The organism is Pantoea sp. X-Soil-TKNS-1279, assembly GCF_059730565.1.
In genome coordinates this window covers 14,531-38,146 of sequence record NZ_AP035949.1, presented here as the reverse complement: position 1 = coordinate 38,146, position 23,616 = coordinate 14,531, and the positions used below count along the sequence as shown (strand labels likewise).

The window sequence follows — 23,616 nt, the reverse complement described above, 5'->3', positions numbered from 1 at the left end:
GCACATCAATAGGTTGTGCCGGAGTACGAGGAAAATGCACCAGACTCAGGTGAAATCCGATAACTTTTGCCCGGAAACGATCAATTCTTTCAACAGCATCTGACGCCGTTCTTCTGGCGTATCGCGACTCACCATAAAGCAGATCGCCGCCACCGCCTGCCCGCTACGCGAACGAATCGGCGCGGCCATACAGCAGGTAAAACTCTCGGATAACCCTTCGGTCAGGCAATAGCCCAACTGTCCGGCACGATGGATATCTTCGAGGAAGGCCTGTTTGTCGAGGATTTGCCCGTTCGCCAGACGGTAGTCCTCTTCCGGGATGAGATTGAGAATGGCGCTATCCGACCAGTTACTGAGCAGCAAACGGCCGGTAGCGGTCCAGGTGATCGGTACCCGCACCCCGATATCAGACGTGATTTTAAATGGGTGGGCGTTGCTTTCCGACAACACCACGGTGTACTTATTCCCCTCCAGCATACAGAGCTGCACCGTTTCACCATGACGGGCGACGATCTCAACCATGAGCTGATGAGCACGACGGATAAGATCGTTATGCGCCATGTAGTCTGCACCGTAATAGTGCATTTCGCGGCCAAAGAACACGGCACCGTCGGCATCCAGCTCCACCAACCCGGCTTCACTCAGCAGGCTGACTAATTCATAGACGCTGGAACGCGGCGCACCGGTGGCGTCGATCAAATCACGCATCGCCATAGGCTGACGGGCGATATGCAACTGGCGAAAAATGTCGATAACCCGGTCAACGCCGCGCGCACGCGATGGCTTTTCGTCCGGCATAAGCAAATTCTCCTGATGCAGTCGGGCGGTCGCGCCAGACAGTAAAAAAGAAAAGCATCATACACCCAGCGCCGACGTTAACCCATCCCCGTTAATTAAAATTTTAATCTCTGACTTTATATTTCTTTGTTCTATTTTGGTGCCTCATTTTAGCGCATGGCAGTCAGATCTTTTTTTTAAATCACGAGAGTGGTCACATTTCCATTTGGAAATCTCCCTCCTCTCTTTTTTATTTTGCGATCGCGACGACATCACAAAAAATTAAATCCCTGGCGACATATTGCAAAAGTAAAAATCCTGTGCAAATCTTGCCCTATCCGATATTGCAGATAGCAGTCCGATATACCAGACAGTTGTCATGCAGTGCAAATTAGCATTCTCAGAACAAAAAGGAGCAGCGTTGCATGACGATCACACGTTATGGCATTGAAGGCGGCACGGGTACCGGTGGGCAAAAACTGCCGTTCGCACGGGCAGTTGAGGCCGATGGCTGGCTGTATATCTCGGGCCAGACACCGATGCGTGAGGGCGAAGTGGTGGAAGGTGGCATCATCGAACAAACTCGTCTGGCCTTTGATAACTGCCTGTCTATTATGCGCGAGGCGGGTTATGCGGTGGAGGATGTGGTACACGTCACGGCGGTGTTAACCGACGCACGTTACTTCAGTTCATTTAATAAAGTTTTCAGCGAGATATTTACCGGAAATCCTCCGGCGCGTATTTGTAGCGTGCAGGATTTAGTCGTCGACTGCAAAGTGGAAGTTGATATGAAATGCTTCCGCGCCGATCGAAAATAATATTATTCACCTGATTATAAACTGCGTTTTTATTTACCCGCCCACACCAGGGCAGTTCGTTAATAACTGATGCTTTTCATGTCGTCTCCATTAAATAAGCGAGCAAAACAATGAATGCAACTTCGTTAAAAATCATCGGCGGAGCGCTGGTCATGCTGGCCGTTGCCGGTTGTACCCCCACGGAAGAGAAAAAAGAGGCGGGAGCAGCACCGCAATCGGCGCTGCAAACCGTATTGCAACGCGGCACGTTGCGCGTGGGTGATTGCCTGAGTTTCGCCCCCTTCGGCTTTTACGATAAAGACGGCAATCCTGATGGTTATGACGTCGATTTGGCGAAAGCCCTGGCAAAAGAGATGGGGGTGAAGCTGGAGATGGTAAACACCACCAGCGCCAACCGCATCCCTAACCTGCAAACCAACAAAGTGGACGTGGTGTTCTGTAACTTCACCCGCAACCTGGAGCGTGCCAAAGAGATCGGCTTCACCAATCCGTATGTGGTGGCGAGCGAAGCGATGCTGGTACGTAAAGAGAGCGGCATCAAGTCGGCGCATGACATGGCCGGTAAAACCATCGCGACGGTGAAAGGATCAACCAACGGTGACGAAGTGCGCAGCATGGGCATTGACGTGAAAATTCAGGAGTACGACTCCTCACAGGCCGCCATTCTGGCGGTGAAGCAGGGTCAGGCCGATGCGATGATCGAGGATAACAACTTCCTCGCTTACCAGGCCAAGCTCGATCCGACGCTGACCGTCACCAACGAAGCGCTGGTGCCGCTGGAGTACAACGCTTTTGGCGTGAAACAGGGTGATCAGGTGTGGTTGAACTACCTCAACGAGTTCCTGTTTGAGATCAACGCCTCCGGTGAGAATGCCACGCTGTACCAAAAATGGTTTGGCGATAAGCCGCGTTACCCACTGAACCCGCAATTCTGATTGCCTGCGGCGCAGCAGCACGGGCTGCGCCGTAAGAAGGAGCCCATCCATGAGTTATCAATGGCTAACCCTGTGGAATTATGGCGAGACTTTTCTGGCCGCCGCCTGGCTGACACTACAGGTCACCCTTCTCGCTTTTATGCTGGCGGTCACACTTGGGTTGCTGGCCGCTCTGGCAAAAGCCACCGCGTTAGCCCCGCTACGCTGGCTGAGTCACTGCTATGTCGAATTCATCCGCAATACGCCAGTGTTGCTGCAAATCTTCATCATCTTTTTCGGTCTGCCTTCACTCGGTATCACTATGAGCGCCTTTACCGCTGGAGTGCTGGCACTGGGGATTAACGTCGGGGCCTATCTGTCGGAAACATTTCGCGCCGGGATACAGTCGGTGCCCAAAGGGCAACTGGAAGCCGCATGGATTTTGGGTATTCCACGCCATCAGGTGTTTTTAAGCGTGGTTTTGCCGCAGGCGGCGCGCGCCGTGTGGCCTGCCATTATCAACAATCTGATTCAGCTATTGCTCGGTACGTCGCTGTTGTCGGCGATTGCGCTGCCGGAGCTAACCGGTACCGCCACGGTGATTAACGCCCGTACCTTGCTGTACATCCAGACCTTCAGTGTGGTGGCGCTGGTGTATCTGCTGTTAAGTAATCTGTTTTCCTGGCTTGGTAACCTGGCGGGACGGCGCATGTTTCATCCGCCGCTGGTGACAAAGGTAAAAAAGTCCGCCTGGTGGTGGGCAAAAAAATGGCTGACTAATCCACTGAAACGGGAGAATGCGCTATGAGCGACTTGATCATCAGCTCGTTGCCGCTGTTGCTGAAGGGGCTGGGTATTACCCTGCTGCTTTCTGTCGCCGCCATTATTGGCAGCACCCTGCTCGGCCTGCTCGCCGCCGTGTTGCGAACCAGTCGTGTGCCGGTCGCCCGACAAATTGCCGTGTTGTACACCGAGCTGTTCCGCGGTACGCCGGTGTTGATCACCCTGATGTTTATCTACTTTGGCGTGGCTTATTTTGGCTATGAAATCAATCTGTTTGCTGCGGGTATTCTCGGTCTGAGTATTTACCAGGGTGCCTATATCGCCGAAGTGTTTCGTGCCGGGATTGAAGCGGTACCCAGGGGGCAATGGGAAGTGTCGTGGATTCTCGGCCTGTCAAAACGCCAGACCTTTCTTAGCGTGATTCTGCCGCAGACACGCGGCATCGTCTTGCCGCCGCTGGTGGGCCAGTATCTGTCCCTGATTAAGGACACCTCGATCGTTAGCATGATCGGCATGTCGGAACTGATGCACCAGGGCCAGGCCATTGTCGATCGTATCGGCCAGCCGGTGGTGATTTATGGTCTGGTGGCCGTGTTGTATTTCGTTGTCTGCTTTCCCCTTTCTCGTTGGGTTCAACATCATCAAACCAGGAGCCAGTTATCATGAGCAAATCCGCCATTACGCTGAGCCGTATCACTAAATCGTTTGGCAGCACGCAGGTGCTGAAAGAGATCAGCCTGGATGTCTCGCCCGGCGAAGTGCTGGTGCTGATTGGCGCGTCCGGTTCGGGCAAAAGCACCGTGTTACGCATCATGAGTGGGCTGGAAACCGCTGACGGCGGTGAAATCTGGGTTAACGATGTGCCGCTGCACGACACTAAACGCAGTCGGGAAATTTGTGGTCATGTTGGCATGGTGTTCCAGCAGTTCAACCTGTTTCCCCACAAAACCGCACTTGGTAACGTGACGCTGGCGCTGATTAAAGCGCAAAAATTGTCCGAAGCCGAAGCCAATAAACGTGGCATGGCGGCCCTGACGCGTGTCGGACTGGCGGAGCGCGCCCATCATTATCCGGCGCAGCTCTCCGGTGGACAGCAGCAACGTGTGGCGATTGCCCGTGCGCTGGCGGTAGAGCCAAAAATTATGTTTTTTGATGAGGCCACTTCGGCGCTCGACCCCGAGTTAGTCGGTGAAGTGATGGAGGTGATGCGCAGTCTGGCGCGTGAAGGCATGACCATGGTGGTGGTCACTCACGAGATGGGCTTTGCGCGCAAAACCGCTGACCGCGTCGTGTTTATGGATCAGGGCGTGATCGCTGAACAGGGATCGCCCGAGCAGATTTTTGTTCATCCGCAAAATCCCCGTACCCAGCAGTTTTTATCACGCGTGCTTGAGCATTGATCGGAGGCGTTATGTCGATTCATTTTCCGTTGGTGGCGGATGGCCTGCTGGATGCGCAACAACCCGCGCCACGCTTTAAATCCGTGGCTGGTCGTGGTGATACGCCGTTGCCGGCTGGCACCCCGGTGTTTGCCAGCGATCAGGTGTTTTCCCCGCTGATGCTGATGAAGCAGTCAGCGCTGGATAATAATTTGCGGCAACTGGCAGATTTTTGTCGCGAGCAGGGCGTGATGCTGGCGGCACACGGCAAAACCTCGATGTCTCCGGCCATCCTGCGCCGAGCGATTACGGAAGGCGGGGCCTGGGGATTAAGCGCCGCAACCCCGGCGCAGGTGCGCGCACTGCGTCAGTTCGGCATTCGTAACGTCTTTCTTGCCAATCAACTGGTCGACCCCGCGGGTATCCGCTGGATTGGCGAGTGGCAAAAGCAACATCCAGACCACGGCTTTCTTTGCTATGTCGATTCAATGCAAGGGGTGCGTTTACTGGAGCAACATCTTGGCGACAGTCGCATCGCCGTGCTGCTGGAGATGTCGGTGAGCGGCGGGCGCACCGGTTGCCGCTCAACATCTGCGGCACTGGAAATCGCCACCGCGATTGCCGCCAGCCCTGCCCTGCAACTGGTGGGTGTCGCGGGCTATGAAGGTGCGCTGGGCGCCGGACGCGATACCGTCGGTATCGCCAGAGTGCACGATTATTGTCAGATGCTGATCGCCACGGCGGCGCTGCTGGCAGAGAAGCAGCTGTTCAGCAGCAACACCATGATTCTCAGCGCCGGTGGTGGTGCCTGGTTTGATGTGGTCAGCACCTGTTTTACCGAAGCCCGGTTGCCGCTACCGGTCACGCCGCTGATTCGCTCGGGTGCCTATATGGCGCACGATAACGGGTTGTATGCCCGCATCACCCCGTTTGCCCAATCGGGCAGCCAGCATCATTTTGCCGCCGCGCTGGAAGTCTGGGGGCGGGTGTTATCGCGTCCTGAGCCTGGCCTGGCATTTGTTGATTTCGGCCGCCGTGATGTGCCATTCGACCAGGACTTGCCGAATCCGCTGTGGGTGCGAGATGTCGATGGCAGCGCGCCTCGCGTGGCTGCTGGCATGCGTATCAGCGAGGTAAATGATCAACATGCTTATTTGTTGTTGCCAGAAGAGGATGCGCTCAAGCCCGGTGACTGGGTGGGCTGTGGCATTTCACATCCCTGCACCGCGTTTGATAAATGGCGGTACTTACCGCTGGTCGATGACGATTATTGCGTCACAGATTCACTGGAAACAGCATTCTGAGTGATTTTTCGCCAACCGCCAGAGCAGATTCTGGCGGTACAGCTCACTTACGATTGATCAGCCCCAGCACGTCAGGAAATGAGATCTGCCACGATACCGCCAACCACTAATCCGATACTGGTCGAAAGACCACCCGCCGCCGCATATAATGAAATCGCGTGTGCACGCGCGTGACACCACCAGCCATTCCGCCGTGGGTGCAAGCCCAATACACAATGAGGAGAGCGTGAAAAGCGCTAACCCTGCCACCAGCAGATGACGACGACCTAAGATGTCACCAGCGCGGGCACACAACAGTAATAATCCGCCAAAGGTCAACGCATAAGCGCTGGATACCCAGGACAACCCGGCTGATGTAAAAGCCAACTGGGTTTTGATTTTGGGTAACCCGGTGATCACCACCGAGTTATCAATGACAATCATGGTATAGCTGACCAGGATAAGATTCGCATAAGAAACTGACGCGGTCGTTGACGGCGAAGCACTATCGCTCATGGTAAATGCTCATTTGTTAGCGAGTTAACGGTGGAGTATTAGCAGAGGTGTGATGTAGAAGAGGGGGAGTAACCGGGCAAACCACTGCCCGGTCAAGCATGGTCAGTTTAATGTGGACATATCGATCACAAATCGATATTTAACATCACCTTTTTCCAGACGTTCAAAAGCTTCATTCACCTGATCGGCCGTAATCATTTCAATGTCGGCGGTGATGTTGTGTTCGGCGCAGAACGCCAGCATTTCCTGGGTTTCATCAATCCCGCCGATATTTGAACCGGCAAAACTTCTGCGTCCTTTAACAACGTTAAATGCGCCGATCTCAACGGGTTCTGGCGGTAAACCGACCAACACCACGGTGCCATCAATCGCTAACTGTTGCAGATACGCATTGATATCGTGTTTGCCTGATACGGTATCGATGATCAGATCGACTTTACCGGCAAATTTTTTCATTTGGTCAGCATCTGACGTCAACACCGCCTCATGTGCCCCTAAGCGTTTAGCATCCGCCACTTTCGCCTGCGATGTGGTATACACCACAACCTGTGCGCCCATCGCACGGGCAATTTTAATTGCCACATGTCCTAATCCACCAATACCCAGCACGCCGACCACTTTTCCCGGACCCGCCTGCCAATGTTTTAAGGGGGAATAGACGGTGATGCCCGCACACAACAAGGGGGCTGCCGCAGCCATATCGTCAAAATGCGGCATTTTTAGGGTGTAACGCTCTTTACACACATAGGTTTGGGCAAAGCCACCCAACGTCATCCCCCCAAGATGTTTATCCGGTGTGTTAAAGGAAAGCGTGGTGCCATGTGCGCAGAATTGTTGCAGATCGCGTTCGCAGGCAGGGCAGGTTCCGCATGAATCGACAATGCAGCCCACGGCAGCAAAATCACCCACGTTGAATTTTTTAACTTCTGAACCTACGGCAGTCACCCGACCCACAATTTCATGTCCGGGCACCATCGGGTAGTGGCTGGCACCGAAATCATTTTTCACCTGATGAAGGTCAGAATGGCAAATTCCGCAGTAGAGGATTTCCATCTCAACATCATCGGGCAACAAGCCGCGACGCTGAATGCTAAACACCTGTAAGGGATGGGTGGATGAATCCGTGCCAATCGCTTTAATGGATTTGATCATGATTTCCCCGATGACAACTTGAGTGATAAGGGATCATACTGGCTGACGCCAGCATGATTAAGCCAGCCAGAGATATTGAGGATATGAATCACATTCATGAAATTCCCCCCTCTCATCCCGGCGTTTGCAGTTTCCCGGCTCGCATCGCCGCAATCACGCCACCATCAATCAACAGATCGCTTCCGGTGACAAACCCGGCATCCGGCCCCAGCAGGAAAGAGGCGGCAATCGCAATTTCCTCCGGAGGTGCCATGCGTTTTACCGCGGAGGCATCCACCATGGCACGATAAATATCACCAATTTCCGAGTTGAGTTCATGCAATGCCAGCGGTGTCACCACCACACCCGGACTGATGGCGTTCACGCGGGCGCCCTTCTCACCCCAACTGACGGCAGATGCCTGAACGCGCAGATGGTTGGCACGCTTCGCCAACATGTAGGCCACAAGCGTGTTCGGGACAGCGTCCTGTTGCAGGAAGGGTAGCGCCAGCAATTCTTCGGTTGGCGTATAGGCTAATGCTTGGTCCTGTTCTGCGGATAGCGCAGGCATCATATGACCGGCCATGCTGGAGATAATCAACCCGGCACCGCCCGCTGCAATGACCGTTTCGAAAACCTCAAACACCAGCGCTGCGCCATAGAGATCCACTTCCAGCACTTTTTCTACCGGTGCCATATTGGGCGACAAGCCTGCCGTATTGATGACCTGCATCACCTTGCCGAGCGAGGAAGCACGGGCCGCCAACTTTTCCACCGACTCACGCGAGGTCACGTCAACATCCTGCGTCTCGACGCTATAACCTGACACATTAAGTTGTTCTGCTGCCTGTTGCAGAGTTTGTGGATTGAAATCAGCCAGCAGCAAGGTTTTGCCAAAACCCTGACGGCGGGCAATCGCCTGACCAATGCCACCAGCGCCAATAATTACCACGATATCTTTCGTCATGTTGACCTCACAATCATTTGAATGGGGTGATCGCCCGACCAGGCGGTTCAATCAATGAGCGAAAGTCTATACGCGGCGGATTCAGGTGATAAGATGCTTAATAGTTAATGAACTTAGATCTGAGATTTATAAATGCTGCGAGATGAGCTGGGTGACCTGGCTGCTTTTTTAGTAGTGGCTGAAGAAATGAGTTTCACGCGTGCCGCCGCGAGGCTCTCAACCTCACAGCCTGCGTTGAGCCAAACTGTCCGACGTCTGGAAGAGAGGTTAGGCGTACGGCTGTTGATTCGTAACACCCGCAATATGGCTGTCACCGAAGCCGGTGAACAGCTGTTGAATACCTTGCGCCCGGCGTTTAGCGATATCGACAATCGTTTGCAATCACTGAGCCAGTTTCGCGATAAACCTGCTGGCACCGTACGCATCACCGCTGGTCAACACGCCGCAGATACCCTGATTTGGCCCGCCATTAATGAGGTGTTGCACACCTACCCCGATATTAAAATCGAGCTATCGCTGGATTCCGCGTTGACGGATATCGTCAGTGAACGCTTTGATGCCGGAATTCGTCTGGGTGAACGGGTAGAACAGGATATGATTGCCGCTCGTATCGGCCCCGAGTTACGTATGGCCGTGGTGGGCACACCTGACTATTTCGCCCGCCATCCAGCCCCTATGTCGCCACACGATTTACCTCAGCATGCCTGCATCAATATCCGCCTCCCCAGTTCCGGTGGCATCTACGCCTGGGAATTCACTCAGGGAGAACGCGAGCTTAACGTTCGCGTCAATGGGCCGTTTATTGTCAACAACCTCAGCGCGGCGCTGAAGGCTGCACAAGCCGGAGTGGGCCTGGCGATGGTGATGGAAGACATGGTGGAAACCCAGTTGGCAGAAGGTCAGTTAGTGCGGGTGTTGGCAGAATGGTGCGCACCTTTCGCCGGTTATCATATTTATTACCCCAGCCGTCGTCTGCTCTCTCCGGCGTTTCAGGTGTTATTACAGACGTTACGTCGGAGAAATGCAGCTGAAGAAAAACCACGCAGGCCGGTTATCGACGGTAATAATCAATAATCCGTTCTCTGTGGCGACGCGCAATATTTAAGCCCTGGGTAAAAATCCCCAGGGCAAGTAACATCATGCCTGCTGGCATGATAAACAGGTATATGAACGCATCGTCCTGAGTCTCTTTGGGCAAAGAGAAGCGAATCAACAAGATTTCAAGACCGATGAGCGAAATGAGCGTAATAATCTTGAATATTCCATGAAGTATCTGTAGCCAATTATTGTCATCATCTGCGGGGGAGTTGATACGTTCTCCAGACATCATCGCCACGTTAATTTGCTGTTTTTCGCCCTGTTGCGTTGCGAGTAATTGCCCCCGTTGCCCATGACGTATCGCCTGCGCCGCCCACTCCAGCATCAGCCACCGATAACCCGGCGTCCAGGTTGCAGCAACCGGTAAACGGTGCCAGTTATGCTCTGGTATGCCACTCAGTGTTTCGTTGAAGGCATCCTTGAGCAAATGCAAACCTTCACCCTGCAAATTCCCGGTCCATACGTGGCGTAAATTGGCTGGCACCACCTGCTTTGCGGCGAATAAGATATCCAGGTATTTCTCGACCTGATGCTGATGGCAGTTGAGGCTGCGAAAACACCACACCGGCATCCGGGTGTCAGGTGATGGGCAGTGATGAGCAAATAACAGCGCCGTGGCGTATTCACAGAATGCGTCGTCATTAGCCCCCTGTAACTCCATGATAATCAGCAAACGGGAATCACAAAAATAGGTCATGATCCATTCTTCCAGCATCGAACATTGTGGCAGCGCCTGGAGCAAATGGAGGGTCGGTTTTTGCAGTAATGTGTGGTTATGTATGATGGCGCTGGCATCCTGCTGGGTTGGTTGATCGGCGTTGCGGATGTATAGCCAGACTTCCGGCCTGTTAAGCGTTGCAATATCGAGTTGGTCTAACAAATGGGTTAAAATCTGTTGCGTGCGACTCAACCCCATGTCTTCATCAACGCCGACACTGAGTTTACGCGGAATATCTTTTAGCGGCGGCATTTCCCCTTCCAGGCGAAGCATTTTAAGAGCCGCATCTTCCACCGGAAAAAGCGAGCTATGTTCAGCCAGTCGGATACCGGCTGAGGCGTGGTTAATCCACCAATTACGCTGCTCAATATAACTTTTTTCCATCATGTCGGCCCAAAACTGACTGACACTGTGAAAAAGCAAGATAAGGGTGTAAATGAAAGCGCCTACAAGGACAGGGATCACCAGTATCCATATGATCTTCAGCTTTGTGGATGCCTCCGGTTCTAACACCAGTGCGCTGATAATCGCAATAATAATTCCCGGCAAAAGAGAGAAGAGCAGGCTGATCAGGCCAGGGGAGCGCAGATCGTCTGGCCAATAAGGTTCAGGGAGGGGTTTCCAGATATTCATGATTCAACAGCCCCTGCGACAGGTAATGAAGAAACGAACGAACAGCCGCATTTAGCCTGGTACGCCTCTGTCACCACATTCCGGCCATTCATGGTCCATCCAGGATGGCCCTCGTTAGCCTTGGTTTTACCATGAATGGTGCAACGGGCGCTGTCGTCCAATAACATGACGGGTTTGCCATCAAACATTTCACCGGTCGCATCAGTCACGCTTCCACCGTGCGATAATTTGTCTCCGAGACGGATAACGCCTTTTATCATGTACTTAATCCTTTAATATCCATTATTTATTGTGCACCGGGTAAATAATCAGAGCCCGGCATTCAGGTCGCATTTCATATGCGTCCAGCCTTGATAGTTTTTAACTTCGGGTATGCGGTCGGGCAGGTTCTGGAAGTTGGTGTAATACTGTTTTACTGAGCGATGTAAAATGCGCGGGTCGATATAGTCCCGGCCCCATAATGATGTATCCAGACCTTCAGCCGGACGTATGGCATAGATATGGTGTGCTATTTTCCTTCCTCTGAACTCCACAACATAATCCACACCTGTTCCGCCAGGTTGCAGACGCGGATCGTCAAAAGGCAGCGACGACATATAAATGCGTCCCTGTTTGGTGAGGAGAAAACCCTGATCGTTAACAACCGTGGCGGAAACAATGTCATCATAAGTAGGTGCATTAGAACCATTATCCTCTTCACCTTTAATTGATGCATTTTGCCAGGTTTTTCCGTAGTCTTTCGAAACCACAAACCCTGCTTCACCCCAGCTAGGAACCGCTATATATCTTTCAGAGGCATTAATATAGGGTTTGGTAAAAATGCGGTAAAACTGAGACCATATTTCGCTCCGAATGCCCCGTTGCTGATCCACAAACCAAAGTTCTCCCTCACAGTTATAACCTTTCAGTTCCAGCCAGCGGTGGTCATCAAACCGGTACACCACCTGTACCGGTTTCTGGCGTGGTTTTAAGAAGTTGTGCTGACACCCGCTAATCATGAACAAAGCAACAACCCATATCGTTGATGTATATCCCTTTAATTTCAGCATCATTAAAACACCATTTTGTGGCCGGTGGCGGGAATATCATAATGACTTGCCGGTTCTGGCATATCCCACTGATGTAATGGAATCTCTTTATGGTGAAATTCTCCAGGCCGAGCCGGATCAATTTTGGTTGCGGGGTGGTATTCATTAACGACGCCAAATTCACCTTGGGGTAAAACATCATTGGGCTTATTCATGAAACGCTTAGTGTTCTTTTGGGACAATCCGCCGGATTTGTAATAAGTTTTGGCATCCTCATTCGGATTATATTTATGCCGCCAGTCGGCCAACTTTCTTAGCCGCAGCCAGAATTCCGGATCCTCAAATGCTATACAGTTACCAATGGCGAGGTCATACGCCACCGCTTTTTCCTGCACGTTCGGATCCATCACAATGGCCGAGTGCTGACTGAATTTTACCGGGTCACCATATTTCGCCATCTCTTCAATTTCCTGGTCGGTTTTGCTCCGCAACAACCGATATTCCATACGCTGCTGAGAACCAATAACCCGGCCGCCGGTAAACTGCGTTTTGTAATAATAATTCACCGCACTCAATTCATTTTCAGTGAGTACATGCCCCGGTTGCATAAAATAGGCGTGTAGCTCCAGCACCGGCCGGGTTTCTTTTACCTGCCATACGCCCTCGTGGGCACGGGCGGAATAATCGATATAGCGATCCTCTCCCGCAATACCGGTTTTAAACTTCATCTCCCCTTCATTGCTGCTGCCCATCATGGTCAGTTCAAACACCTGTGGCAGCGCTTCGGCATTGATGGTTACACCGCTGTGGTGCGGATAAGTCGCGTTGGTGGCCCAACCGTCATAGCGGAAATCCCCTTCTTGCCAGGCAGGTTTCTCAAACGGCTGACCCGTCGGGTTGCCTCCGCTGGTATAGCGCTGGCAAAACGCCCGCTGGTAAAGGTTCTCCATCCCGGCGGCTAACTGGTCAGGGATCCCGCGCCAGCCAAAACCCTGCACGCTCTGGAGCGACACGATGCCATCGTCCGGGCAGAAGTAGTTGTACACCCGACCATAATTGTTACGGCTGTAGCGCGGGTCGCTGTGCCACTGATGTTTGCGCGCCAGCGTACCGTCGTTCATCATCGCCTGCACAAAGTCCGGGTGATAGCGCCCGGCAGGATCATATTTGGGGTTAGTCGCCATCAGCCGGCAAAAGTTACGCAGGGTTTCCTGACGGGCTTTCGCGGTCTGCTGGCGGCCTGGGAGCTGGTTTTCCAGAAAACGCGGTGCCAGCGAATAAGGGGAATGGCAGAGGATGGTGCAGTCAGCAACGTTATAGTCAGGTGCCTTTTGCTTGAGGATCATATTCGCCAGCATGGTGATAAGGGTGCCCTGGCTGTGTGCCACGATATTGATGGTATCGTAGCGGGTACTTTGGTTATCTCTGATTTCCCAGATAAGGTCCGCCAGCCGCTGCGCCGCAAAGAACTGATAAATGCGGTGCGGATTGCCGTAAATCGGGTGCGTATAATCCCCCCCGTTCAGCTTGCGGCTGTAAACGCCCGCCATCCAGATTGCGCCGCCGTTGGCACCCGGTCCGAGCATATCCGGGATGCAGGTGGTGGCATTGGCAAAAGTACCACCCCCTTTGGCGACGGCCAGATCCAGCACATTACCGTAGTTATCGTTGCAGAATGCGCGCATTTCCGGGTTAAGTTTTTTCAGGCGTTTCGGATCATTCTCCTGGAAGGCGTCATAAGGCAGCAACGATTCCAGCCCGAGTTTTTTGACCTCGTCACGATAACGCTGCTGGTCGTTGTCATACGTTTCCCGATCTACCGGGCGATATCCCCAGTAAAACGGGATCACTGGCGAGCGACCGCTTTGGGTGACGCGCCGCGCGGCACCTCTCAGGTCGGTTACGCCGCTCATCTCCCCCCATTCATGCGGATGCATATCCGTGCGTGCCAGCCGGGTATTCAGCCCGGCGACAATCCCCTGCTCCTGTGTCTCGTAGGCGTCACCGATATCGTTGACGCCATGTACCAGAATAACGATGCAGGGTAACGGGCTGCCGACCGCAAAATCCTGGGTGGTCATCGCTCCCCCAGTCTCACGATCCACACCAATAACAGTCCCGAGTACTGGGTTGTTGAACGCAGCGTTCGCGCGCTTTTCCTTGCTCATGGTTTTGCCTCCCTGACTAACGTAATTTCCAGCTGTTCTGTTTCCGCCAAATCCAGTAACGGTGAACAACCATTGGCATCCGTGGTTCCCTCAATCACGCCGCCATCTGAAGTGGTTACCCGAAAGCTTTGATGCAGCAGCGGATGCTTGCGGTCGCCATCACGGTACAGCCTGACCCTGCGCACCAGCTGGGTATCCGCAAATACCGGATCCACAATCTTAGCCATCTCACCTTGTTGGTAACTGAGCGTCGGTGATTTCTGTTCAATGTATTTTGGCGAAAAAATTTCAACGCCCCCGCCGGGATGGATACGGATCCCACCGCCGCCGCAGTGGAGAAATAACCCCTTTTTCGCGCTGATTTGCACTTCGCCGTTCACGCTGGTCAGTTGCATATCCTGATCCGCCAGCGCGCTTAATTTGCCTCGTTGGGCCTGTAAGCTAATGTGGCCGGACGCGGCAATCAGTTTGATCCCCACACGACGTACAAATGCAGAGATCCCCTGACCGGCCGCCAGAGATAGGGTTTTAAAGATATTCACGCTGCCGTTATTGCTGGCGGTAATCACGGCATCCTGCCCGGCGGAAAGTTGCAGGCTTTCCGGCGTGGCCTGCACCAGACCGGCATCGGCCCAGGCAACAATCCCCGCTTTATTCAACCCGACCAGTGACTGGTTGAGTTGTTGCTGTGGCGCGGTATCCACTGCATCAGCTCCGGCCTGACCTGCACTCCCTTGCAGGCTATAAGCCAGGCTCAGCGCCTGCTCCAGATGGCGGATGGTTGCGGCCATCTCAAGCTGGCTGCCATTAACATTCGGCTGAGCAGCAGTGGTCAGGAGAATCCCCTCCCCTGCTCTGACGGATGCATGGTGCTGAGTACGGAGTTCAGCACCCGCACCGCGAGCTTGACGCTTGCTGTCTACCAGATGGCCGATATTGAGCTGCGTTTTACCAAATTCGCTTGCCAGCTTGATATGCTCACGCCCTTTCTCATCCTCCATCCGCAGTTTGTTTTTTCCAAAGGTACGGATGACGTTGCGTGTGCTATTGAGATCATTGACCAGGTCAGGATTGATAACATCATGCAGGACATGCGCAATGTAGGGACGTTCCGGATCACCACCTTCAAAGGCAATCGCGACTTCGGTGTTATCCAGTAGCGGGAAATGCACGCCAAAACGGTCCCCCGCGTAGATTCGCGCCAGACGCACCGGCATACTCTCCTGCCCTTTAACCCATTCATCCAGGTCGAAGCTGAATTTAACCCGGTAGCGCCCCTGGCGATCGGGGCGCGCCAGAGTGTCATTAAGATGAAGCCCGGAGATTCGCGCCGGTACCGTGCCCGCAATAACGGGACGCGCGATCCGTTCGGGTCGCCACGCCACGCGTGCGCTGAAGGGAATGCCGCTTAACTCAGCCAGGAAAGGCGTATTACGACCTCCACGACAGTTCAGGCTCACCACCAGCATGCCATCTGCAAAAGAGCTGGGATGTTCCCCGATAATTCCCACCACCCTACCGGGTAACAGCGCGGGATCATCAACCTGTGCGGCGAGCCGGATGCGCTGACATAAATGGCGCTCATGACGAATACGGGCGAAAAACCAGGCCGTTTCGGCTTCGCCACCCTGCATACTTGCCCAGCGATCGCCTTCGCCGTGATGAATATCGCCGTAATGGTAATCACGGCCGCGAGTGAAAGGCGCTTCATTCCCCATATCCGCAGAGGATTCCAGGGCGGTGAGGCGTTGGATGCGGTAGTCATAGTCACGGGTGTGAACCGCCGCAGGCACCACCGACGCAGAGCTGGTCATATTGCGGATGGTCAGGTGCTGCCCCGACATACCAGCCTGGGGTAATGCGATGATTTTATGACCCAAAATGTACCGTGACGGCATATCGCCAAAAACCATGACCGTCAAATGGCTGGTCGTTTCATGTGGCTCAAAGCGAAACCAAATCCCCACTTCAGACAACAGACGCAGGATGAAATGCAAGTCGGTTTCCCCCCACTGGACAATCATTTCACGCTCGGGGTAAGTCCAGCACAGGCCATCCATATCGATTTCATAGCCATGCATACCGTGCGACTTGAGCACACGGCAAATCAGTTCAGGCACGGCGAGATTCTGAAAAATGGCAAAACGACGGGTATGAGCGAGCAAAGAGAGGGGATGTTCAAGCGTGATTTCGTATAGCGCTTCATCTCGGCTGGCAGCGACACGCGACATACCGGTTATCACACCATTGATTTCGCGTTGTTCTTGCCATTGAGTCTCGGGGGGATTGCCATCTGTGGGAGCGCGGATCCTGAACGAGGCCTTTTTCATCACCAGACTATCAGGCGGGATATCACGATTTTCAGAGCAAAAACGGATAGCATAACGCCACGGTTGGCTGAGTGCCTCCTCCCCCGTAAACGATTCAACATCGGCATAAACATCTTTATTTTCAAAGCATAACAGGTAACGATTGTGCGAACCCTTCCGATCATCCTCACGGAAATTTGTGTTAGTTAACATGCTTTCTCTCCCTGAAAGTCAGTTCACAACATTTAATTTCGGGAGAGAATAGTCAACACAGGTGATTTAGTGAACAAATACCTGTCAGTTTTGCGGCATAACACCAATTTTGGCGGGCGACTTTGCTACGACAACGCGACCTTCACCGCATCCTGAGCATGAATCAGTGTGGTATCGAACAGCGGCACGCTGGCATCCTCCGGCTTCACCAGCAAGGTGATCTCCGTGCAGCCGAGAATAATGGCTTCCGCCCCATCAGCCACCAGCTGCGCAATAATCTCGCGATACCGCGCGCGTGACTCATCACGAATGATCCCCAGACACAGCTCCTGATAAATGATGTCATGCACCACCTTGCGCTGCGCGGCGGCGGGCACCCGCACCTCAATACCGTACTCCTGTTGCAGGCGTCCTTTGTAGAACGCCTGTTCCATAGTAAAGGCCGTCGCCAGTAATCCGACGCGTTTCACGCCTGACTGACGGATACGCTCTGCCGTAGCATCAGCAATATGCAGCAGCGGAATATTTACCGCCGCCGTTATTTGCCCGGCAACCTTATGCATGGTGTTGGTACAGAGCACGATAAAATCCGCTCCACCCCGCTCAAGGCTGACTGCCGCTGCCGCCAGAATCTCTCCGGCCTTTTGCCACTCACCGGCAACCTGTAATTGCTCGATTTCGTGAAAATCAACGCTGTACATCAGGCTGCGTGCCGAGTGCAAGCCACCCAACTGCTGCTTTACCTGTTCATTGATGATGCGATAATAGAGCGCCGTCGATTCCCAGCTCATTCCGCCAATCAGGCCGATCAGTTTCATTCTGTGTCCTTTATCCTTTCCGGCCAGCGTGCCGTCGGAAACAACGATAACCGAATATTGAACAAATGGAACAGTGGAGCAAATAACGCACGTTCCTGCATGGCACCCGCTTCCAGGCCGAGTAATAAATGATTCAGCTCCATCAGCAAGGCTGGCTGCGGCTGCGTCTGCAATGATTTCAGGCGCAGCTTAAGGAACTGGCTTAACTCATGGAACATTGCGTTGCTATCGATGTGATGCGTCGCCAGTAGCGCCTGATGACGTACGTAAAAGTCATAGCAATTGGCTCCCAGCCAGGCTTCAGCAATCAGGTTGCCACCGGACACCAGATCCGGCACCGGATCAACCCGCTTACGTGGCAGGATCACGTTGACCTTATCCAGCGTACGCGCCACGAACTGCTGTCGCATCGACATCGTCACGCCATCCAGCCGCATCGCGGTGATAAATTGCAGCAGCTCACGAATGCCCTTACGTACCGCGCGCTTCGCCGTCCAGGAGGGACGTTTATTACGGATTAAGGCGGTGATCACCACGCCAATCACAATCCCTACCATCGTCGACAGCACCGCATTCACTACAAGCAGTAAGTCAGGTTTGAAGTGGTGACTCATCCCGATAAAACCCGGTATTTGGGTCGCCACAATCAGGCCAATCAGGTTGGTGGAGGGATTGGCAATCACCAGCCCCAACGCCAGTAAACCTGGAGCCAGACAAATCACCAAGGCTTCAAAAGTCACCGCCTGTGGAATGAGAAAGACGATATACATCAGGCTGATCGCCACCGCGATGATCACCCCCTTAAGGAACAGCTTCATCGGAGCAATCGGGCTATCCATGCCGGCAAAGAATGAGCAAAGTACCGCCGCCATCATCGGCGCAGTCGAACCATCGACCCAGCCGCTGCCAATCCAAAACAGGCAGGTGGCGAAGGTGGCGATAAAGGCGGTGAAAGAGGAGAGTAACAATAAGCCTTTGTCGATATGGCGGTGGCTGCGCACCACGGTTTTCCCCGGTTTCACCGTTGGTGTCCACTCACTGACACGCTCACTGACGCTGTGGTAGGCATTAGCAATACGGACAAAATTCAGCAAGCGCTCCAGCAATCCCAGCAGCAAAATGCTTTCTTCGCTGTTAAGCCGGCCCTCCTCCCACGCCAGTTTGAGTTGTTCCTGCGCCGCCAGCAGATGGTCATGCACCGGTTGGTCTTCTGCACCGTTCAGCCAGACGAGAAATTGCTGAAACGCCTGCGCCACATACTCGGGGAAAAGAATTTGCTGCTGTGCCAGCAAGTTAAGCCGTGACTCAATCGCCGTTAGCGTCGGGATCAGATATGAAAGATGTTGATACTGCACGCTTACCAGACGCACCAGACGGCGCGCCGCATCGCCTTCATAAACACAGTGAGTAATCAGCGTCTCCACATTGAGGGGATAGTTAGCCATCTGAATCAGGATGCCTTCCCGCTCAAGCGCCTTATCATTAGGTGTCGATGTCACCAGTTCGCTGCATAGCTTGCGCGCATTTTGATACCACTGGCTGACACTCTGCTCCAGCAGATGACGCATTGATACCGGCATGATCAGACGATGCACCAGGCTACTGCACACAATTGCGACGGTGATTTCCTCGATACGTGAAATCACGGTGTAGGTGATCGATGCCGGTGAAGTGACATCGGGGAATCCCATAATGGCGGCGCTGTAGCCCGCCAGCATAAAGACATAACTTTTTGGCGTCCGGTCATGCAGCGAGAGATAGAGACACACCGCCACCCACAGCGAGATGCACAGGCTGAACAGCATCGGTTCCTGTACCGTCATTGGATAGATCAACAGTGTGAATAACCCGCCCAGCACCGTTCCCATAAAGCGGAAGATGGATTTGGACACCGTCGAAGCAGAATAGAGCTGCGAGGCGACATACACGGTGGTCAACGACCAGGCCGGTTTATCGAGATTGAGTTCCAGAGCAATGTAAAAAGCCAGAAAGGCGGCAAGACAAGTTTTGGCAGAAAACAGCACTGCACTTTGAGAAAGCCACTTCATAAAGCAAAAAAGACCTTGAGCAGGCACGGATAAGCGTATCCTGGCAGAAGCCTGGGAGGAAGGCATTTTGATTTGTTATACAAATTATTACCGTGCTAATTATATGGGCATCTATGGAAATTTCAGCCGCCATTTTCACCCGACAACTGATTACAGTGAATGCCGCAAAACTCGAAATAAAGTTATAAGCGATCGAAAATCGTTATTTATTGGTTATATATGCGCTTTGCTATGGTGGTAAAAAAACCACGCGAGAACAATGATGAAACGTAAAACGCATTTATTAAGCACGCTGGCGTTAAGCCTTGGTCTGCTTTCCGCGCACAGCTTTGCTGCCAACCCGGAAACCGTCAACATCGGTTATCAGAAAGCCAATATCTTTGCGTTGCTGAAATATCGCGGCACGCTGGATGAAACCCTGAAAAAGGAAGGCATTAACGTTCGCTGGATTGAGTTTCCTGCCGGGCCGCAAATGCTGGAAGGTCTGAATGTCGGTAGCATCGACCTGGCGGCGACCGGAGACGCCCCTCCCGCTTTTGCTCAGGCGGCAAAGGCCGATCTGATCTACCTCGCCCACTCCCCTGCTAACCCGAAAACCGAAGCCATCGTGGTGCCGCAAGATTCCCCGATTCACAACGTTGCCGATCTCAAAGGAAAGCGAGTAGGTCTGAATAAGGGTTCGGACGTCAATTATCTGCTGGTTAAAGCGCTGGAAGATGCCGGGCTGAACTATAAAGACATCACTCCGGTGTACCTGCCACCGGCTGATGCTCGCGCAGCCTTCCAGAAGGGTGCCATTGACGCCTGGGTTATCTGGGACCCGTTCCTCGCCGAAGTTGAAGCACACACCGGCGCACGCCAGGTACGCAATGCCGAAGGTTTAGTGCCGCATTACACCTTCTACCTTGCCAGCCGTCGTTTTGCTGAGGAACATCCGCAAACCGCAAAACAGGTAGTGGATGAGTTAAGTAAACTGAGTGACTGGGCTAACCACCATCAGGACGATGCCGCCGCCATTCTGTCAAAATCGACCGGACTGGATAAGGCCATCTGGCAAACCACGCTGGCGCGTCTGCCGTATGGTGCACAACGCATGACGCCGCAGGTGTTTGATGAACAACAGGCGCTGGCGGATACCTTTACGCGCGTTGGGTTGTTGCCGGTGAAGGTGGATGTACGCAGCGCCACCTGGTCGCTGGATAAGCAATAAAGATCTACATCGTAGCGGCGCTATTTATCACGCATTTTGTCAGCCAAAAGGTCAAAAGAGCGCGATAAATCGTGCCGCTACGGGCAAAAGGGGCGCTTCACGCCCCCCATTTATTCTCCCCTGCCGATCTGCCAGATGGCGGTTGGCGATGTACCATTTACCTGCCAGTCACCGATATCACGCGCTTTGTAGATCACCGGATTATGTGATGCCACGGTGCGTGCATTACGCCAGTGGCGATCCAATGCTTTGCTTAAGCGGGTATCAGAAGCGCCTAACGCATTAAACAACTCAGTCGCGGCACGCGGCACCAGTTCGCTGGCGATCACCTGCGCCTGCCCGGCTTCCGCTTCTGCCAGGTCATTCACCTGTTTGAGATAAACCTCGTCACCGCTGATATGGGCCTCATATGCTGATTGCAGTGAATGTGCGGCACGGATCACCGTCGCCTCCACGGCAAAGGCGAGGCTGGTCACTTCGCCCACCACCTGCAACACCTGCACATCCTGGCGTGAGGCACTGCCGTTGCTGTGACTGTAGATACGCTGGCGTGCCTTTACCCCCTGTGCCGCATCACGCGCGGCAGCTCGCGCAATCCCGGCCAGCGTCGCCAGCAGCACATGCTGGTAGAACGCGGTCTGGTAACGGAAACGCTCGGCAAAATCGAACACATGATCCTGCTCAACGTGGGCATTAGCGAAACGGGTGGTGCCGCTACCGGTCAGACGCTGGCCGAAGCCATCCCAGTCATCTTCAAGGCTGACGCCGGGTTGATGCGTGTTGACCAGCGCTATCACATCCCCCTGATTGTCATTGCGCCGCGCATAGACATCAATCCAGTCGGCAAACAGGGTGCCGGTGCTATAAAATTTCTCGCCGTTCAGCGTCCAGCCCTTTTCACCTGGCGTGACGCGGGTGATGACATCCCCCAGTTTCACCGTACCAATCTCAGTCCAACCACTCCCCACCAGCTCACCATCAATAAAACGCCGGAACCAGCCATCGCGCGCCGGGCTGTCCGGCTGATTGAGACGATCTTCAACGAAAGCAAAATGCGCGCGCAGCGCCTGCGGCAGATTCGAATCAGCTTCTGCCAGTTCAGTCAACAATTGGAACAGCTGCGGCAGCGAAGCGCCCCAACCGCCTTTTTCCTGCGGAATCCGCACCGTGCCAAAGCCCGCTTCTTTCAGCCAGGTCAGCGGTTCATCCGGCAACGTACGATGACGTTCACGGTCGGCTGCACCTGTGGCGATGCGTTCAAATACCGGGCGGAAATGCGCGGCCAGCCGCGCATAGTCAGTACCTGTAGCTAATAAGGTCATGGTTCACTCCTGATGGGAAAGATCATCGATATCGTGGCGGGTTGGCTCGTGACGCACCGCCAGCAGGAAGAAAATCGGGATGATGGCGCTGAGCGAAACCACCCAGAACATGTTGGTGCCAAGTGAGGCCTGAAGAATCGGCAGAATAAACAGCGCTAACGCACTACCGATACCCGACAGTGCACGGCTAAATCCGACGCCGGTAGCGCGAATCGACGTGGGATATGACAGCGCCGGATAGACCATCAGCTGCGCGCCGGGTCCGAATCCTTCCGCAAACAGCCACAGACCGAGCATCAACACCGCAAACACAATGCCTGCCAGCGCTTCGGGATGACCAATCAAAGCCAGTGCGATCAGTGCGACAAACTGCAAGGCAAATCCGGCAATCGCCACATGGCGCGACGGATATTTCCACGCCAGGCGCATCCCCAGCAAGCCGCCGGTAAAGGCAAACAACGCATTCAGGCCCAGCGAGGCAGAAATGGTTTCAAACACCCCAGCCCCGAGGAACTGGGCCAGAATGGATGGCAGGAAGAAGGCGATGGCGGTGTATTCAAACGAGATGCAGATATTCATTACCCCGGCGACGATGGTGCGTTCACGCCACGGCTTCTGGAACAGCACGCGGAAACTGACTTTCGGTGCCGCCGAGGCCGGGGGCGTTTCGGGTTCCGCTTCATGGGCATGGATGCCGTAGGAATCACGCAGGATGCGCACTGCCGATTTCAGATCCCCCTGATTAGCCGCCCATAACGGGGATTCATTCATAAACTTGCTACGCACCGCGATAATCAGCAGTGCAGGCACCGCGCCAAACAGCAACGAAGCTCGCCACAGCCAGTCGAGGTGTTCTTTCGGGAGCAGAAAGTAGAGAGCAAAGATCAGCAGGAAGCAGAGCGTCGAGGCGGCATACCACATGGGGCACCACGCAGCGAGCCGCGCGGCTTTGTTGCCTTTCCCGGCAAATTTGGAGAATTCGGCCAGGTAGGACATCGCGACCGGCAGATCAATCCCCACGCCAATCCCCATCAGGAAACGGGCACCAATCAGTACCCAGACGTTGGGCGCTAACCCGGCGGCGATCGCCGACACCACGAAAAACAGCATGTCGGCCATAAATACCGAGTAGCGGCCATATTTGTCGGTAAGCCAGCCACCGATCAGGTTGCCAACGATAGTGCCAACCATGATCGATGACGTGACCAGCCCGGTAATAAACGGCGAGATCTGGAATTCACGAACCACATCATCAATGCCGTAGGAAAGCGTGGTGAGATCGTAGGCGTCAAGAAATACGCCACCAAGCGCAAGAAACACAATCATGCGGGCATAGTTGTTTTTCTCACTGCGGGTATTGATCAGGCGCGCAACGTCGCTGACCGAACGGACCGGTTGCGAAACCGGCAGGGTGTTTTCTAAAGGGAGTGTGCTCATACCGCCTCACGGTGTTATTGGTTATGCAGGTGAGGTTGTTATAAGC

Annotated in this window: 21 protein-coding genes; 8 read left to right on the top strand and 13 right to left on the bottom strand. The window is 53.7% G+C overall.

Annotated features, from left to right (window positions below; genetic code table 11):
- Positions 1 to 45 precede the first annotated feature (45 nt).
- A complete protein-coding gene (locus AC6I8N_RS20365) occupies positions 46 to 798 on the bottom strand; it encodes an IclR family transcriptional regulator (protein ID WP_497830943.1) in 753 nt (250 codons plus the stop codon).
- Between the two features lie 404 nt (positions 799 to 1,202).
- Between AC6I8N_RS20365 and AC6I8N_RS20360 the strand changes: the two genes are divergently transcribed.
- The 6 genes from AC6I8N_RS20360 (at position 1,203) to AC6I8N_RS20335 (ending at position 5,975) form a co-directional block, all read left to right on the top strand.
- On the top strand, positions 1,203 to 1,595 hold the full coding sequence (locus AC6I8N_RS20360) for a RidA family protein (RefSeq protein ID WP_208725978.1): 393 nt from the start codon (positions 1,203 to 1,205) through the stop codon (positions 1,593 to 1,595).
- A gap of 110 nt (positions 1,596 to 1,705) precedes the next feature.
- Positions 1,706 to 2,530, top strand: a complete 825-nt coding sequence (locus tag AC6I8N_RS20355) for an ABC transporter substrate-binding protein (protein WP_415173250.1) — start codon at positions 1,706 to 1,708, stop codon at positions 2,528 to 2,530.
- A 49-nt stretch (positions 2,531 to 2,579) separates the two neighbouring features.
- Positions 2,580 to 3,317 (top strand): amino acid ABC transporter permease, encoded by a 738-nt coding sequence (locus AC6I8N_RS20350; RefSeq protein WP_497830942.1) that lies wholly within the window; start codon positions 2,580 to 2,582, stop codon positions 3,315 to 3,317.
- The gene (locus tag AC6I8N_RS20345; RefSeq protein WP_208725981.1) at positions 3,314 to 3,958 is read left to right on the top strand and encodes an amino acid ABC transporter permease; all 645 of its coding nucleotides are present in this window, start codon (positions 3,314 to 3,316) and stop codon (positions 3,956 to 3,958) included. The genes AC6I8N_RS20350 and AC6I8N_RS20345 overlap by 4 nt, the downstream gene beginning before the upstream one ends.
- Complete coding sequence (locus AC6I8N_RS20340; protein ID WP_208725982.1) at positions 3,955 to 4,692, top strand: amino acid ABC transporter ATP-binding protein; 738 nt, start codon at positions 3,955 to 3,957, stop codon at positions 4,690 to 4,692. Before AC6I8N_RS20345 ends, AC6I8N_RS20340 begins: the two co-directional genes overlap by 4 nt.
- Positions 4,693 to 4,703: 11 nt before the next feature.
- A complete protein-coding gene (locus tag AC6I8N_RS20335; RefSeq protein ID WP_497830941.1) occupies positions 4,704 to 5,975 on the top strand; it encodes an alanine racemase in 1,272 nt (423 codons plus the stop codon).
- Between the two features lie 57 nt (positions 5,976 to 6,032).
- Here AC6I8N_RS20335 and AC6I8N_RS20330 read toward each other — a convergent pair whose 3' ends face one another.
- The 3 genes from AC6I8N_RS20330 to AC6I8N_RS20320 form a co-directional block, all read right to left on the bottom strand.
- Positions 6,033 to 6,470, bottom strand: coding sequence for an MFS transporter (locus AC6I8N_RS20330; protein ID WP_497830940.1), 438 nt, complete (start codon positions 6,468 to 6,470; stop codon positions 6,033 to 6,035).
- A gap of 102 nt (positions 6,471 to 6,572) precedes the next feature.
- Positions 6,573 to 7,625 (bottom strand): NAD(P)-dependent alcohol dehydrogenase, encoded by a 1,053-nt coding sequence (locus tag AC6I8N_RS20325; protein ID WP_497831154.1) that lies wholly within the window; start codon positions 7,623 to 7,625, stop codon positions 6,573 to 6,575.
- Positions 7,626 to 7,734: 109 nt separating this feature from the next.
- Entirely contained in the window at positions 7,735 to 8,568 is an 834-nt protein-coding gene (locus tag AC6I8N_RS20320; protein ID WP_497830939.1) for an SDR family oxidoreductase, read from the bottom strand.
- 132 nt (positions 8,569 to 8,700) lie between these two features.
- Between AC6I8N_RS20320 and AC6I8N_RS20315 the strand changes: the two genes are divergently transcribed.
- Positions 8,701 to 9,642 (top strand): LysR family transcriptional regulator, encoded by a 942-nt coding sequence (locus tag AC6I8N_RS20315; RefSeq protein ID WP_497830938.1) that lies wholly within the window; start codon positions 8,701 to 8,703, stop codon positions 9,640 to 9,642.
- Here AC6I8N_RS20315 and AC6I8N_RS20310 read toward each other — a convergent pair.
- The 7 genes from AC6I8N_RS20310 to AC6I8N_RS20280 all read right to left on the bottom strand — a co-directional run bounded on the left by AC6I8N_RS20310 (position 9,620) and on the right by AC6I8N_RS20280 (position 19,601).
- Entirely contained in the window at positions 9,620 to 11,017 is a 1,398-nt protein-coding gene (locus tag AC6I8N_RS20310) for a hypothetical protein (RefSeq protein ID WP_497830937.1), read from the bottom strand. The genes AC6I8N_RS20315 and AC6I8N_RS20310 overlap by 23 nt on opposite strands.
- Positions 11,014 to 11,277: a PAAR domain-containing protein gene (locus tag AC6I8N_RS20305; protein WP_497830936.1), complete on the bottom strand. Its 264-nt coding sequence runs from the start codon at positions 11,275 to 11,277 to the stop codon at positions 11,014 to 11,016. Before AC6I8N_RS20305 ends, AC6I8N_RS20310 begins: the two co-directional genes overlap by 4 nt.
- 48 nt (positions 11,278 to 11,325) lie before the next feature.
- The gene (locus AC6I8N_RS20300; RefSeq protein WP_497830935.1) at positions 11,326 to 12,069 is read right to left on the bottom strand and encodes a T6SS immunity protein Tli3 family protein; all 744 of its coding nucleotides are present in this window, start codon (positions 12,067 to 12,069) and stop codon (positions 11,326 to 11,328) included.
- The gene (locus tag AC6I8N_RS20295; RefSeq protein WP_497830934.1) at positions 12,069 to 14,213 is read right to left on the bottom strand and encodes a T6SS effector phospholipase Tle3 domain-containing protein; all 2,145 of its coding nucleotides are present in this window, start codon (positions 14,211 to 14,213) and stop codon (positions 12,069 to 12,071) included. The genes AC6I8N_RS20300 and AC6I8N_RS20295 overlap by 1 nt, the downstream gene beginning before the upstream one ends.
- Positions 14,210 to 16,735, bottom strand: coding sequence for a type VI secretion system Vgr family protein (locus tag AC6I8N_RS20290; RefSeq protein WP_497830933.1), 2,526 nt, complete (start codon positions 16,733 to 16,735; stop codon positions 14,210 to 14,212). Before AC6I8N_RS20290 ends, AC6I8N_RS20295 begins: the two co-directional genes overlap by 4 nt.
- 125 nt (positions 16,736 to 16,860) lie before the next feature.
- Positions 16,861 to 17,553 carry an aspartate/glutamate racemase family protein gene (locus AC6I8N_RS20285; protein ID WP_415173263.1) on the bottom strand — a complete coding sequence of 231 codons (693 nt, stop codon included), beginning with the start codon at positions 17,551 to 17,553 and terminating at the stop codon, positions 16,861 to 16,863.
- Entirely contained in the window at positions 17,550 to 19,601 is a 2,052-nt protein-coding gene (locus AC6I8N_RS20280) for an FUSC family protein (protein WP_497830932.1), read from the bottom strand. The genes AC6I8N_RS20285 and AC6I8N_RS20280 overlap by 4 nt, the downstream gene beginning before the upstream one ends.
- Before the next feature lie 262 nt (positions 19,602 to 19,863).
- Here AC6I8N_RS20280 and AC6I8N_RS20275 point away from each other — a divergent pair, with 262 nt between their 5' ends.
- Positions 19,864 to 20,811, top strand: coding sequence for a sulfonate ABC transporter substrate-binding protein (locus AC6I8N_RS20275; protein ID WP_208726565.1), 948 nt, complete (start codon positions 19,864 to 19,866; stop codon positions 20,809 to 20,811).
- A gap of 110 nt (positions 20,812 to 20,921) precedes the next feature.
- Here the strand turns inward: AC6I8N_RS20275 and AC6I8N_RS20270 are convergent, their stop codons facing one another.
- Both AC6I8N_RS20270 and AC6I8N_RS20265 read right to left on the bottom strand, forming a co-directional pair.
- Entirely contained in the window at positions 20,922 to 22,133 is a 1,212-nt protein-coding gene (locus tag AC6I8N_RS20270) for an acyl-CoA dehydrogenase family protein (RefSeq protein ID WP_497830931.1), read from the bottom strand.
- 3 nt (positions 22,134 to 22,136) lie between these two features.
- Positions 22,137 to 23,570, bottom strand: a complete 1,434-nt coding sequence (locus AC6I8N_RS20265; protein ID WP_208726097.1) for an MFS transporter — start codon at positions 23,568 to 23,570, stop codon at positions 22,137 to 22,139.
- Between the last annotated feature and the right edge of the window lie 46 nt (positions 23,571 to 23,616).